Annotated in this window: 9 protein-coding genes; 3 read left to right on the forward strand and 6 right to left on the reverse strand. The window is 65.5% G+C overall.

Annotated features, from left to right (window positions below):
* Positions 1 to 41 precede the first annotated feature (41 nt).
* Entirely contained in the window at positions 42 to 2,459 is a 2,418-nt protein-coding gene (locus CKO35_RS13205) for a TonB-dependent receptor domain-containing protein (RefSeq protein ID WP_200176616.1), read from the reverse strand.
* A 256-nt stretch (positions 2,460 to 2,715) separates the two neighbouring features.
* Here CKO35_RS13205 and CKO35_RS18035 point away from each other — a divergent pair, with 256 nt between their 5' ends.
* Together CKO35_RS18035 and CKO35_RS13210 are read left to right on the forward strand one after the other, a co-directional pair.
* Positions 2,716 to 3,387 (forward strand): sensor histidine kinase, encoded by a 672-nt coding sequence (locus CKO35_RS18035; RefSeq protein WP_242467192.1) that lies wholly within the window; start codon positions 2,716 to 2,718, stop codon positions 3,385 to 3,387.
* The gene (locus CKO35_RS13210) at positions 3,269 to 4,123 is read left to right on the forward strand and encodes an ATP-binding protein (RefSeq protein WP_338031800.1); all 855 of its coding nucleotides are present in this window, start codon (positions 3,269 to 3,271) and stop codon (positions 4,121 to 4,123) included. Before CKO35_RS18035 ends, CKO35_RS13210 begins: the two co-directional genes overlap by 119 nt.
* A 21-nt stretch (positions 4,124 to 4,144) precedes the next feature.
* Here CKO35_RS13210 and CKO35_RS13215 read toward each other — a convergent pair whose 3' ends face one another.
* Together CKO35_RS13215 and CKO35_RS13220 are read right to left on the reverse strand one after the other, a co-directional pair.
* Positions 4,145 to 4,492, reverse strand: a complete 348-nt coding sequence (locus CKO35_RS13215) for a hypothetical protein (protein WP_200176618.1) — start codon at positions 4,490 to 4,492, stop codon at positions 4,145 to 4,147.
* Positions 4,493 to 4,515: 23 nt separating this feature from the next.
* Positions 4,516 to 5,316 (reverse strand): undecaprenyl-diphosphate phosphatase, encoded by an 801-nt coding sequence (locus CKO35_RS13220; RefSeq protein WP_200176619.1) that lies wholly within the window; start codon positions 5,314 to 5,316, stop codon positions 4,516 to 4,518.
* A gap of 476 nt (positions 5,317 to 5,792) precedes the next feature.
* On the opposite strand from CKO35_RS13220, the gene CKO35_RS13225 reads away from it, so the two are divergent.
* The gene (locus tag CKO35_RS13225) at positions 5,793 to 7,436 is read left to right on the forward strand and encodes a methyl-accepting chemotaxis protein (RefSeq protein WP_200176620.1); all 1,644 of its coding nucleotides are present in this window, start codon (positions 5,793 to 5,795) and stop codon (positions 7,434 to 7,436) included.
* Between the two features lie 41 nt (positions 7,437 to 7,477).
* Here CKO35_RS13225 and CKO35_RS13230 read toward each other — a convergent pair whose 3' ends face one another.
* The 3 genes from CKO35_RS13230 to CKO35_RS13240 form a co-directional block, all read right to left on the reverse strand.
* A complete protein-coding gene (locus CKO35_RS13230; RefSeq protein WP_200176621.1) occupies positions 7,478 to 11,146 on the reverse strand; it encodes an AAA family ATPase in 3,669 nt (1,222 codons plus the stop codon).
* 11 nt (positions 11,147 to 11,157) lie between these two features.
* Complete coding sequence (locus CKO35_RS13235; RefSeq protein ID WP_200176622.1) at positions 11,158 to 12,393, reverse strand: exonuclease SbcCD subunit D C-terminal domain-containing protein; 1,236 nt, start codon at positions 12,391 to 12,393, stop codon at positions 11,158 to 11,160.
* A gap of 193 nt (positions 12,394 to 12,586) precedes the next feature.
* Positions 12,587 to 13,837: a NupC/NupG family nucleoside CNT transporter gene (locus CKO35_RS13240; RefSeq protein WP_207143751.1), complete on the reverse strand. Its 1,251-nt coding sequence runs from the start codon at positions 13,835 to 13,837 to the stop codon at positions 12,587 to 12,589.
* Positions 13,838 to 13,964: the final 127 nt, after the last annotated feature.

The raw sequence follows: 13,964 nt of genomic DNA on the forward strand, positions 1-13,964 counted from the left end.
CATTCATCTCCTGTCAGTGATTAAACGGCGGGGAACCCGGCTCAGAAAGCCACGTTCATGCTGATCCAGTAATTCCGCGACTTGGCCTTGATGTTGTAGTCATCGGTGTAACTGGGGGTATAGGTGCCGTCATCCTGCTCCACGAACCGGACCTGATAGGAGGTGAAATCCTGGTCCAGCAGGTTGTTGATGCGGCCATTGAGGGTCACATGCTTGCCCAGGCGATAACCGGCCCCCAGGTGCAGGATCTCGTAATCCTTCCAGTACAGGGCGCGATCGTTCACGCTGTCCCAACCGCGATAGCGATCGGAACGGGCCTCCAGGGTCAGAAAGGTGTTGAAGTTCCGGTTCACCTGCCAATCGAGGGTGGCATTGAGCATGTGCTTGGCGGTCCCGGTGAGGGGCTGTCCCTCTTGCGGCCCGCTCTTCTGCTCGGAGTCCGTATAGGTGTAGTTGCCCCGCAGGGAGACCGCCGGGGTGATCCGGTAACGGCCGGCCAGCTCGATACCCTGGATATCCGCCCGATCGATGTTGTAGCGCTGGCTGAAGGTGGTGTAACCCAGGTCCGCCCAGCCTTCACCGATATCGGCGCAGCGCTCGCCCGGTGCCGCGATTTCGCAGTTGGGGATGCTGTCGCCGGAGGCGATCTTGTCCTTGAAGCGGTTGGCGAATACGGTGGCATTGAAGCTGTGGCCCATCGGGCTGCTGAAGTACACCGCCAGTTCACTGTTGAGGCTGGTCTCCGGCTGCAGGTCCGGACTGCCCACAAAGGGATTCACACCCTGCCCACCGAATCCGGTGATCCCCGGGAACAGATCGCTGGCCTGGGGCGTCTTGTAACCGGTGCTGACACCCCCCTTCACGGTCCAGTCGGGGCTGACGGTATAGACCGCGTAGAGACGGGGGCTGGTCTGTCCACCGAAACGATTGTGGTCGTCGTAACGCACCCCGCCCGTCAGGGTCAGGCGCTCGGTGATGTCCCAGTTATCTTCCACAAAGACCGCCCACTGGCGATGGGGCTGCACCGTGCCGGAACGAAAACCGTCGCCGTACATCCCGAACACTCCGTCTTCCATCTCGGCATCGATGTACTGACCACCCACCACCAGATAGTGGCCTTCCAGCGGCACCTCCAGCTTGGCATCCAGGGTGGTCTGGCGGGTTTCCATCACCCGGGTATCCCGGGGCAGGAAACCCTGGAATTGCGCCAGTTGATCGGCGGTCAACAGGGTTTCCAGCAGCGCCAGTTTCTGAGCTTCGTCATGGTTGTTGTTGGTGCCCATCTGTGCCGGCGAGCACCCGGCGGCGCGACCGGCGGCCAGACAGGCGGTATCCCACAGTCCCTGCAGTTCGGCACGTTCTTCCACGGTAAAGGGCAGGGAACGCCCCTTGTTCTGGGTATTCACATGGGAAAGGATGATGTCGCTGCGTCCGATATCCCAGTGCCCCACATGGCCGATGGACCACTGATCCCGGGTAAACCGCTGATCATCCTTGTAGCCCACCCGCGGCTGGACCACGCCCGCGTTGGACGCCCGCCAGACGGTGCCGTAATCGTCCAGGGTACCCAGCTGACTGTCGTCGTTGTCGTACTTCTGGCGGGAGGCATCCACGTCCAGCGTGAATTCATGCCGTTCGCTGGGGGTGAAGGTCAACCGCGCACCGGCGCTGTAGATGGTGTTGTCCACGGTACGGCCACCGCCGCCAAAGCCCAGGGTACGCTCGTGGACCACACCGGATGGGTCACGGGCCGGTGCATAGCTGGGGTTGGAGGCGTCCCGCTCGTAATAGTTGCCCCGCACACTCAGCCCCAGCTTGCCCGGCACCAATGGACCCATCACGACGAAGTCGGTGGTCCGGTCGTTGCCGAAATCCGAGTTCTCCTCGATGGTCTGGCCGTGGGTGATGGAGCCGGTCCAGCGATCCGGGGTCTTGCGGGTGATGATGTTGATCACGCCGCCGATGGCATCCGCCCCGTAGAGGGTGGACATGGGGCCGCGGATCACCTCGATGCGCTCGATCATGTCCAGCGGCGGAATATGATTGAACTGGTTGCCGCCGAAATTGTTCGGATACAGATCTCCGATGTTGTTCTGCCGACGGCCGTCGATGAGGATCAGGGTGTAGTCCGCGCCCATGCCGCGGATGCTGATGGTGCCCTGACCGGTCTTGTCGGTGGTCTCTCCTACATCCACGCCCTCGATATCACGCACGGCATCCAGCAGAGTGATGTAGGGCCTGGAGGACAACTCCTCCCGGGTGATCACGGAAATGCTGGCCGGGGCATCGGTGATCTTCTGCTCGAAGCCGGCCGCGGTGGTCACCGTGATTTCGTCCAGACGGACCACTTCGGAAGCATGGGCCACGGACGACCCGAGCAGCCCCATGGCCATCGAGACGGCGGTGTGCAGTTTCAGGGGACGGACAGGACAGGGGCGGGCTCGACAGGCTTGCGCCATGACGCAAAACTCCTTTCGTGATGAGAATGGATCGGCGTGGCGGGCTTGTCGATCCGGTCTCTCCCCCAGTGTCCGGGCTTGATGGATTCAGACTGGCTGGCTACAAATAAGCAAAGTAAATAAACGGCATAAATCAAATCATTGCGTAAATGCTAATCGTTATTGATTGGCGCGTGCAAGGCGCATTCACGACCGGATCAACGACGGCGGCGAAGTTTCACAATTTCTCCATAATAATCAGGGAACCATTACCTCCATGGACCGATACCACCGCCCCGCCCCGGGCCTACGCACCAAGCTGTTTCTCGCCATGGTGATCACCTTCGCCATCCTGACCCTGGCCATCATGGGTGCCACGCGCCTGAGCTTCCAGCACGGACTGGCGGGCTATCTGGACCAGGTGGAACAGGAACAGGCGCATAATTTCACCCGTACCCTGGCGGCCTATTACCAGACCACTGGCAGCTGGGAGTCCCTGGTGCAGAACCCGCGCCTGTGGGGTCGCCTGCAGCGGATGGCCGACGGCGCGCCGCCCGCCTATCCGTCCGAAGACGCCGTGCTGCAGGATCTGATCCGGCGACCGGGGCGTCTTGCCCTGCTGGATGAGACGGGCCGCAGGCTGATCGGGCCACCCCTGCCGTTCCCGGACGAGGGCAAGCGCTACCCGGTGCAGGTGGACGGTGCCACCGTGGGCATCCTGTATGCGATGCCGTCCACCCATATCACGGACGGGCTGGCCCAGCAGTTCGAGCGCCAGCAGGAGCGGATCCTGGGTCTCATCGGCCTGATCGCCCTGCTGGTTGGCCGCCATCGCCTCCTACCTGCTGGCCAACCGCCTGCTGGGCCCGCTGCAGGCCCTGACAGGAGGTGCCCGCGCCCTGACCACGGGCAATTATTCGGCCCGGGTACAGCTGCGCACCCGGGATGAATTCCAGACCCTGGCCGAGGACTTCAACCAGCTGGCCGCCACCCTGGAGCGGAATGAGGCGGCCCGGCGCCGCTGGATCGCCGACATCTCCCATGAACTGCGCACTCCCCTGTCGGTACTGCGGGGAGAAATGGAGGCGCTGGAAGACGGCATCCGCACGCTGGACATGCAGGCACTCCAGTCACTGCAGGCGGAGGCGGCACTGCTGGGAAAACTGGTGGATGATCTCTATCAGCTGGCCCTGTGCGATGTGGGCTGCCTGGACTGTCACCGGGAAACCGTGGACATGATCGCCCTGCTGCGGGAGACCGCGGCCCAGCACCAGACCCGTTTCACCCAGCAACGTCTGGCCATCATCCAGGTACTGCCGCCCGCCCCGGCCTTCGTCCAGGCCGACCCGACCCGCCTGAAGCAGTTGCTGAACAACCTGCTGGAAAACACCCTGCGTTACACGGACCCCGGCGGCAGACTGCATGTGGCGGCCCGGCAAAAGGATCGGCAGCTCATCATCACCCTGGATGACACCGCCCCCGGCGTGCCCGCGGACGCCCTGCCCCTGCTGTTCGAACACCTGTTCCGGGTGGAGCCCTCCCGCAGTCGGCGCCACGGCGGCGCGGGTCTGGGCCTGGCCCTGTGCCGGCGCATCGTGGAAGGTCACGGGGGGCGGATCACCGCCGCGCCCTCCCCCCTGGGGGGACTGCGGATCAGCGTCTGCCTGCCGCTGACCAGGCCGTGACCGGAGAGCTGTTTCCCGCCATCAGTCCGCCACACCGTGCTCAGGCAACAGGCGATAACGCCGTTTACCGTCCGGGTACGCCGACTCCAGCAGCATGACGGCATCACCCACCGCGGGCGGACGGCCCAGTACCTGCACCCGGGTTTCCTCGCCGGTTTCCAGACGGACCCGCAGGGTCACCAGGGTGACGGACTGACCGGAGCGCAGCCCGGTGGCGGTGCCTTCGTTGACCTCCAGCACCGTCGCGCTCACCTGTCCCGTGACCGGGGCACCCCGGGGCAGCAGCCACAGCCCGGCCACCAGGGCAAACCCCATGACCACCACCAGAAACCTCAGGCGGTTGCTCACGTAACGAAACCCATCGGCCATGGCCATCCCTCCCCGGACAGGACTTACCAGAACATGAAGATCAGGAATGCCCCCAGCAGTAGCCGGTAGACGACGAAGGGCAAAAAGCTCATGCGGGCCAGCAGCTTGAGGAACAGGTGAATGCACAGATAGGCGCTGACCCCGGCCACCAGGGCGCCGATCAGAATCATCGACCAGGCGACGTTTTCCTCCGGGGACTGGATGAGCCCCCAGGTCTCATAGCCGCCCGCCAGGGCGATGATGGGAATGGAAAGCAGGAAGGAGTAGCGGGCCGCCGCCTGACGGTTGAACCCCATGAACAGGGCGGCGGTCATGGTGGCACCGGAGCGGGAGACCCCGGGGATCAACGCCAGGGCCTGGGCCAGGCCGATCACCAGCACGTCCAGCCAGCCGATCTGGTACTCATCCCGGCGCCGCCGACCCACCCAGTCCGCCAGCCCCAGCAGCAGGGCGAAGGTGATGGTGGTGAAGATGATCACCTCCACCGAACGCAGGCTGGTGGAGATCACATCGTGGAACAGGAGTCCCGCCAGGCCCGCCGGAATGGTCCCCAGACCCACGGCCCAGGCCAGCTTGGCATCCGGGGTAAAGCCCCTCCCCACCAGCGAGCCGGCCCAGTGGGTGGCCATGCGCCGCAGCTCGGCGCGGAAGTAGAAAATCACGGCGGCCAGACTGCCCACATGGGTGGCCACGTCAAAGGTGAGCCCCTGATCCTCCCAGGCGGTGAGCTCGGGCACCAGGATCAGGTGGGCGGCACTGGAAATGGGGAGAAATTCCGTCAGGCCCTGTACCAGGGCAAGGACCAGGGTCTGAAAGAGATCCAAGGGGAGGCTCCATTCGTGGGTTCCGGAGACACATTATCCGTGCCGCGTCCCGTTTGAACACCCCTTCTCTGTGCTTGTCGTTCTTCCATGGGGATGCCCGGGCAACACGCCTGTCGTCACACCTATGAATCCCCCGCCGTCACTCCTGAAATCTCTTGCTGTCGCTCCCGCGCAGGCGGGAGCCCATAATGCCCAAGCCCGCCCCTGGATTCCCGATTGCGCGGGAATGACGGCGTTGAAACCAGCCGCAGATGATGGATACCCATGGATTCCCGCTTATGCAGGAATGACTTGTTCAGAGCGCCCTTTAGAGAATAACCTTTCGACCGATATTGATCATCAAGAGACGGCCAGCAACTGCTCAATCAACCATCGGACCCACTGGATGGCAGGCAGCCGTGACGAATGGTGACGGTACCGGGGGACCGCACCTCAAGTCGAAAAACCAAAACAAGAATCGACATAGGGACGACAAAATGACAATCCGGCTGCGGATGATCCTGTTTGCCAGCTTGAGCTTCCTGCTGCTGGGTTGCCTGCTCACCGGCGTGGCGCACCTTTCCGCGTCGGGGATGGCCCGGCTGCTGGTTGACCACACACTCATCATGAAGGTCGACGGGGACCTGCAAGCCCTGAAATCCTACCTCAAGAACCATTACGGCTCGCTGAGCATCCATAACGGACAACTGCTGGACAGTGACGGCCGCCCGATTGAAGGACGTTTCGAGATGGTGGATGCCTTCCACCGGGACATGGGCGTGGACCTGGGACTGTCCGTGCGGCGCGGGGACGACTTCGTCAGGGTCAGCACCAATCTTCGCAACGCAGAGGGACAAAGGGCCGTAGGCACGATGCTGAACCGGCAGTCGCCGGCCTACGACGCCATGATCCGAGGTGAACGATACGTCGGCGAGTTGCGGGTCCTGGGTACGCGCTATCTGGCCGCCTATGAGCCGGTCATGGACGATGCCGGCCGGGTCATCGGGATGTTCGGCCTGGGGGTGTCCCGCCAGGACGCGGACGACATCATCGCCTCGGGCATGCGGCGCCTGGTGACCTGGATGCTGGCTGCGCTGGCTGCCGCCATCCTGGTGGGCCTGATGCTGTCCGTTGGCTTTGCCAGCATGATCACCCGCCCCATCCGGGAACTGGCCGGTGCCCTGAAGGAGATTGCCGAAGGCGGCGGCGACCTGACACGCAGGCTCAAGGTGCGGGGCCAAGACGAAGTGACCGAACTCTCCGCAGCCTTCAACCGGTTCGCGGATCGAATCCATGAACTGGTTCGCGGTGTAACCCAGGGCACGGAACAAATCGCCGGAGCCGGCAACCAGTTGTCCAGCCATGCCGTGCAGGCACAAGGCCAGACCGAGCGGCAGACCCGGGAGATCGAGCAGGTTGCCACCGCCATGAACGAGATGGTCACCACCATTCAGGAAGTGGCCAGAAACGCCAGCCAGGCCGCCGATTCAGCCCGGGCCACCCGGACCGAAACCACTGCCGGCAACCGGGTGGTGTCGGAAACCATCCAGGCCATCGGGGAACTGGTCACGGAGGTGGAAAACGCCGCCGAGGCGATGAATCGCCTTTCCACCGACAGCGACGATATCGGCAAGGTGGTGGACGTGATACGAGGCATCGCCGAACAGACCAACCTGCTGGCCCTCAATGCCGCCATCGAGGCGGCCCGGGCCGGTGAAAAGGGACGGGGATTTGCCGTTGTGGCCGACGAGGTTCGTACCTTGGCCAGCCGCACCCAGGCCTCCACCCAGGAGATCCAGGCCATGATCGAACGGCTGCAAAAGGGCGCCAACGATGCGGCCCAGGTCATGAACCGGGGCCAGACAAAAGCCAGAAACACGGCGGAAAAGGCCGGCTTCGCGGAAGCCTCTTTGTCCACCATAGAAACCGGCATCGCCGCCATCTCCGACATGAACCTGCAGATCGCCAGTGCCGCGGAGGAACAATCCACCGTGGCCGAAGAGATCAACCGCAACATCAACAATATCAGTCAATCCGCCATCCAGACCGCTCAGAGCGCCACGCACATCGCCACCACCAGTGACGGGCTTGCGGGAACCGCCGCGGCACTGCGAAAACAGATCCAGGGCTACAAGACATGAGTTCAGAATGGTGGTGACCCGGCGACTCACGGTCGACGGGATCATGCCCCCCCACGACACCCCGGACCGCTGATCCGGCTTCTGCCTCCGGTCTGGGGGGTCACCTGGATGCGGGTGGCGATGCGTTCCTTCAGTGCGGATACATGGGAGATCAGGCCGATCAGCTTGCCCTCTTCCCGCAGCCCCGCCAGGGTCTGCAGGGCCGTATCCAGGGCATCGTCGTCCAGGGTGCCGAACCCCTCGTCCAGGAACAGGGAATCCACCCGAACCTGACGCCCCGCCATGTGGGACAGCCCCAGGGCCAGGGCCAGACTGACGATGAACCCCTCGCCGCCGGAGAGGTTCTTGGTGGAGCGGATCTCGCCCCCCTGATAGCTGTCGATCACGTTCAGCTCCAGCGGCTGGGCCTCGTCGCGGATCAGCAGATAACGGTCCGTCATTTTCTGCAACTGCCGGTTGGCGTGGCCGATCATCAGTTCGAAGGTCAGCCCCTGGGCAAAGTTGCGGTATTTCTTGCCGTCGGCGGACCCGATGAGTTCATGCAACTGATCCCAGCGGTCACACTCCCGTTGCTGTGCCTCGATGGCCGCCGTCTGCTCCCGATACCGGTGCCGCAGGGTGTCATTGTCCGCCAGGCGCTGACGCAGTCCGCCGATCGCCTGCTGCACCGCCTGATGGGCACGGATCTGCTCCGTCAGCTGTTCCCGCAGCACCATCAGGGGCTGATCGGTCAAAGCCTGTTCCCGGGCCGTCGCCAGCAGACGGCGGGTGTCCTCGGAGCGGGCGTCCAGGGCCACCCGCTCCGCCTCCAGAGCCTGGGCCTGTTCGCTCAGTGCGCGGCGCTCGGGTTCCGGCAGACAGGCGGCCTGGAAGTCGGCCTCATCCGCCAGGCCCAGCGCCTCCAGGCGTTGCCGGAAGGCCGTCTCCGCCTCCCGCAGCCGGGGTTCCCGCTCCGCCAGGGCCGTGCGCAGATCCTCCAGCCGGATGCGCAACTGCCGGCATTCATCCCCCGTCCGGCGGGCCTGTTCCCGGGCCGACTCCAGCGCCCCGTCCGCCGCTTCCACGGCGGCCTCCAGCTGTTGCTGTTCCGTCTCCGGCGACTGCTCCCCCAGTAACCGCCGGCGCTCGGCCCAAAGGGCCTCGGTCGATTGTTCCAGGGTGTCGGCCTGGATGGACCGCTGATGCACATCCTCGGCGCTGTCCCGGATCTGTCCCGCACGATGGGTCATGCCGATCTCCAGGGCCTTGAGTTCTCCCTCCAGGGTCGCCAGGGCCTGCCGGCGGGACTGCCATTGATCATGACGCTGTTCCAGTTGTTCCAGCAGCGCGGGCAGGGATGCCCGATCGACGGACCGGATACCCAGCGGCTGCACCGAACCCAACAGTAGATCCTGCTGCCGGGCCAGACGCGCCCGCAACTCCGACAGCTCCCCGTCCAGTCGCCGGACCGTCGCCGCTTCCCCATCCCGGCGATGACCGGCGGCCATCAAGGCCTTTTCCGCCTCGACCAGCGCCTCCCGGGCCTGCTCCAATGCCTGTCGACGCCCCTCCAGCGCCGTCTGGTCCGCCTCCACCGTCGCAATGCGCGAGGCGACGGCCTTCAGTTGATCGGCATTCTCCCCGGCCAGGGACTCCAGTTGCCCGGGCCACTCGGGGTCCGCCAGCGCCAGGGCTTCCCCATGGCGGACCAGTTCGGTGGTCCACGCCTCCAGTGCCGTGGCCTGGGTCTGCCGTTCCCGGGAAATCCGTTCCAGATCCTTATCCACCTGGGCCCGTCGAACCCGCAGATCCGTGTCCTGTTGCCGCAGGGTCTTCAGTTCGGTCCTGACCCGCTCGAGGGCCTCCCGGGTCTCGTCCGCCGCAGGCACATTGCCCCGTGCATAGGGGTGGTCAAGGGCGCCGCACAGGGGGCAGGGTTCCCCGTCCCGTAACTGCCCACGCGCCGATTCCAGGGCCTCGATGCGCTGCAGCAGACCCTGCTGGGTCTCCAGCAATGTCGCCTTTTCCTCCAGCCCGTGGAGCCGTTCGGCCAGGGTTTCGGCCTCCCCGCCCAGGCGCTCAAGGTTCGCGGACAGTCCCTGCTCCTCCACCACCAGGGCCGCCAGCCGGGAGTGAGCCTGATCCCGGGCCGCCAGGGCCTCCCCGGCCTGCCGGATCCGCGTCTCCCGCGCCTGCAACGCCGCCAGATCCGAGCGCCAGTCGGTCAGGGTCCGGCCCTGCAGCCGGGTTTCCAGGCTCTGCCGGATCGCCTCCCAACGGGCCTGCAGATCCTCTCGCGCCAGGGTCAAAGCCTCGACCCGCTCGTGGCAGGCCTGTCGCTCCGCCTCGGCCCGTTCCTGGGCCTCCCGACACTGCCGAAGCGCTGTGATCCCCTCATCCTGCTGTCGATGCAGGGCCTCCAGGGCATTGGCCTGCTCCCGGATGCCGGTCAGCCGACCCACCAGGGTTTCATCGGCACGGGTCCGGTCCAGTTCACCACGCACTGCCTCGATCTGTTCCCGACCCGCCTGCAACCGCGCTTCCGCCCCGGCCTGCTCCGAGCGTAGTGCCTCCAGACGCTGCTTCGAAGTCGCCAGCGCCTCATGGGACTGGGCCAGGGCGGCGCGACGGTCGGCGACCTGCAGATCCAGTTCCCGTACCTTCTGCAGCACCGGCAGACGCGCCCGCAGCGTCTCGCGGGCGGTGTTCAGTTGTTCCTGCGTTTGCTGCAGGACGGCTTCCGCCTGCCGGGCCGCCTCCTCGGCACCGGGCAACTCGGCCTCACCGGCAACCTGCCGCGCCCGATCCCGTGCCTGACCCTGGCGCAACTGGATCAAGGCGGCATGATCGCCCGCCAACTCCAGGGCCTGCCGGGCCCGGTGCAGCCGCTGCCGATCCGGGGCGAAGGCCTCGATACGGGCCTCAAGATCCGCTGCCTCCTGTTGGATCTGCAACTGGGCGGCCTCCAGTGTCGCGATCCCCTCCAACCAGTCGACGGCCTTGCGCTGCTGTTCCACCTGTGCGTGCAAGGCCGTCTCCTGGGCCTGCCGCGCCGCCAGTTCCGCCGACAACTGCTGCTCTTCCTCCAGGCTGAGCAGACGCATGCCTTCCAGCGCCGTCCGTAGATGCTCAAGGGTATGGCGGGCCTCGCCGCGACGCTCATGCACGGCCACGGAGATGCGGCTGTAGATCTCCGTGCCGGTGATCTGCTCCAGGATCGGCGCGCGCTCGTCCGGCGGCGCCTGCAGGAAGGCCGCAAAACCGCCCTGGGCCAGCAGCATGGAACGGGTGAAACGCTCGAAATCCATGCCCGTGGCCTGTTCGATCTGTTCCGCCACCCCCCGGACCTTGGCCTCGAAGATCTCCCCGGTGTCCGCATTGGCGATCTCGTGGCGGGGGGCCTGCAACTCCCCGTCGGGCCGCCGCCGGGCCCGGTGCTGGCTCCAGTGGCAACGATAGCGTCCCGTCGGCGTCTCGAAGGTGACTTCGGCAAAGCAGTCACCCGTGTGCCGGGACATGACCTCGTTGCCGCTGCGGTTGACCCGGTGCAGGCGCGGCGTGCGCCCGTACAGGGCCAGGCAGATGGCGTCCAGCAACGTGGTCTTGCCGGCGCCGGTGGGGCCGGTGATGGCAAAGATGCCGTCGGCGGTGAAAGCGGGATGGGTCAGGTCGATCTCCCATTCACCGGCCAGGGAATTGAGGTTCTTGAAACGTATCTGCAGGATGCGCACGGGGCAGAGTCCTATTCCGCAAGCGGGTCGGCATCATGGAGGGCGGCCACGGTCTCCCGATAGGCCAGGCGCAGGGACGGCCGCTGCGTGTCCGGCACTTCATGCCGGGTCAGGCAGCGTTCGAAGACATCATGGACATCCAGATCATCCAGGGTTTCCCGGTCGTGGCACTGCGCCAGCACACGGTCGATGACCCGGGCATTCTTCAGCCGCAGGACCTCCAGACGGCTGCCCGCCAGGATCTCGTCCAGCCGTGCCCGCAGGTCACCGATCACCGCCTCCCCCTCGTAGATGATCTCCAGCCAGGCCCGCGAGTCGGCGGCAACCAGTTCCCGCAACCGGGTCTGGATCGCCTCCCAGTCGCCACGCACCCGGGCCAGGGGTTGGAACACCGGCACCTCCGGACAACGCACTGTCAGGGTGCCGCCCGCCTCCAGTTCCACCAGGCAGACACTCTTGCGTTGCCCGGCCTCGCCAAAGCCCATGGGCAGGGGCGAGCCGCTGTAGCGCACCCGCTCCGAGCCCTGCACCATCTGGGCCACGTGCAAATGGCCCAGGGCCACATAGTCCAGGCCATCAGGGAAGATATCGCTGCCCACGTGGGCCAGGGCCCCCACATACAGATCCCGCACCCCGTCGCCGTCCACCGTCCGGCCACCGGCGGTAAACAGATGGCCCGTGGCCAGCATGGGCGGATGCCCGTCCAGTGCCGCCCGGCGCCGACAGGCCAGTTCGACCACGGTGCGGTAATGGTCACGGATTCCCTCGATCAGCTTGCGGTCCTTGTCTTCCACGCTCTCCCCCGCCTCCACCCGGCGGATATCCCGGTCCCGCAGATAGGGCACGGCGCAGACCACCAGTTCCGCCGTCCCCGTCTCCGGGTGATGCAGGACCAGCACCTCATCGGCAGGGTCATCGGGCACGGCGCCGATCACGTGCACATCCAGCACCTTCAGCAGTTCGCGGGGGGCATCCAGGAAGGTGGGGGAATCATGATTGCCGGCCACCACCACCACATGCCGGCAGCAGGAACCGGCCAGCCGGCACAGAAACCGGTAATACAGGGACTGGGCCCGGTTGCTGGGGGTGCTGGTGTCGAACACATCCCCGGCCACCACCAGCACATCCACCCCGGCGTCCTCGATGAGCACGGCCAGCCACTCCAGAAAGGTCTCGAATTCGTCATAACGCTGGCGGCCGAAAAGACGTCGGCCCAGATGCCAGTCGGAGGTGTGGAGGATTTTCAATGTTCAAGCCCCCCTCGCGCTACCGGCGTCGCCCCAATGCCGGCAATGGCACGGCGGTTCGTCGGCACCATGGGTGCCGACATTGTTGAAGAAATGCTCCATCGGAAACTCCGCCACACTCTGCTCCTTCACTCCCAACCACTCCAACACTCCCAAACACGCCGTGGCAACAGAGGCCCATGTCCTTCCCCACTCACCCCAACGGCGTCAGCAACCCCACCACGGCTCCGGTCATCAGGGTGGCCAGTGTCCCGGCCACCAGGGCTCGCATCCCCAGTGCCACCACCTCGCCACGCCGCTCCGGCACCATCGCGCCCAGACCACCGATGAGGATGCCCAGACTGCCCAGGTTGGCAAAGCCGCTCAGGGCATAGATCAGGATGAGCTCGGAACGCGGGGAAAGCACCTGAGGGTCCAGCTGCGCCAGCTGCAGGAAGGCCAGCATTTCGTTGAGGACGGTCTTCACACCCAGCAATGTCCCGGCCACCTGGGCCTCCGCCCAGGGAATGCCCATCAACCACGCCAGCGGCGCCATGATCCAGCCCAACAGGCGTTCCAGGCTCAGATCGGCTCCCCCCACCGCGGGCAGCAGGCCCAGCAGGCCGTTGGCCAGGGCCACGAGGGCGATCAGCACCACCAGCAAGGCCACGATCTGCAGCAACAGCTCCAGCCCCCGCAGGGTGCCCCGGGTGATGGCATCCATGGCCCCGGCCGCCCGGTCCAGCCCCGTGTCCAGCGCCCCCTGGGTGGCCGGGCCGGTGGAGGGGACCATCACCGCCGCGATCAGCAGCGCCGCGGGCAGGCTGATCACCGAGGCAATGATCAGGTGCCCCAGGGCGTCATCCAGCACATGGCCGATGAAGGTGGCATAGAGCACCAGCATGGTGCCCGCCAGGGTGGCCATGCCCACGGTCATCAGGGCAAACAGCTCGCTGCGGGTCATGCGCGCCAGATAGGGGCGCACCAGCAGAGGGGACTCCACCATGCCCAGAAAGACATTGGCCGCCGTCCCCACCCCCAGGGCTCCGCCGATGCCGAAACTGCGCTCCAGCACCCGGGAAACACCGCGAATGATCAGCGGCAACACACGCCAGTGGAACAGCAAGGCCGACAGGGCACTCATGACCAGGATCAGCGGCAAGGCCTGGAAGGCGAAGACAAAGGCCTGCCCGGCCCCTTCGGCCTCGAAGGGTAACTCGGCACCACCCAGATAACCGAAGACAAAGGCCGTGCCCGCCCGAGTGGCCTGGCTCAGGGCAATGACCAGTTCGTTGGCCCACAGGAACAGATGACGTCCGCCCGGCACCCACAGCAACAACGCCGCCAGACCGAACTGCAGTCCCAGGCCCGCCGCCACCGCCCGCCAGGGCATGCGCCAGCGATCCTCGCTGAGCAACCAGGCGATGCCGATGAAGACCACCAGTCCGGCAATTCCCTGCACCATCAACACGGGCTCGCCCCCCAAGTTCAAATGTCGGGGAGGATAACCCGCGGACGGCGAACCTGGGTATCCGGGGCACACCGAAGCAGCTGATGCACCGGCATGGCCCACAGCCTCATCCCACAGGGAC

The organism is Ectothiorhodospira shaposhnikovii (assembly GCF_016584105.1).
GTDB lineage: Bacteria > Pseudomonadota > Gammaproteobacteria > Ectothiorhodospirales > Ectothiorhodospiraceae > Ectothiorhodospira > Ectothiorhodospira shaposhnikovii.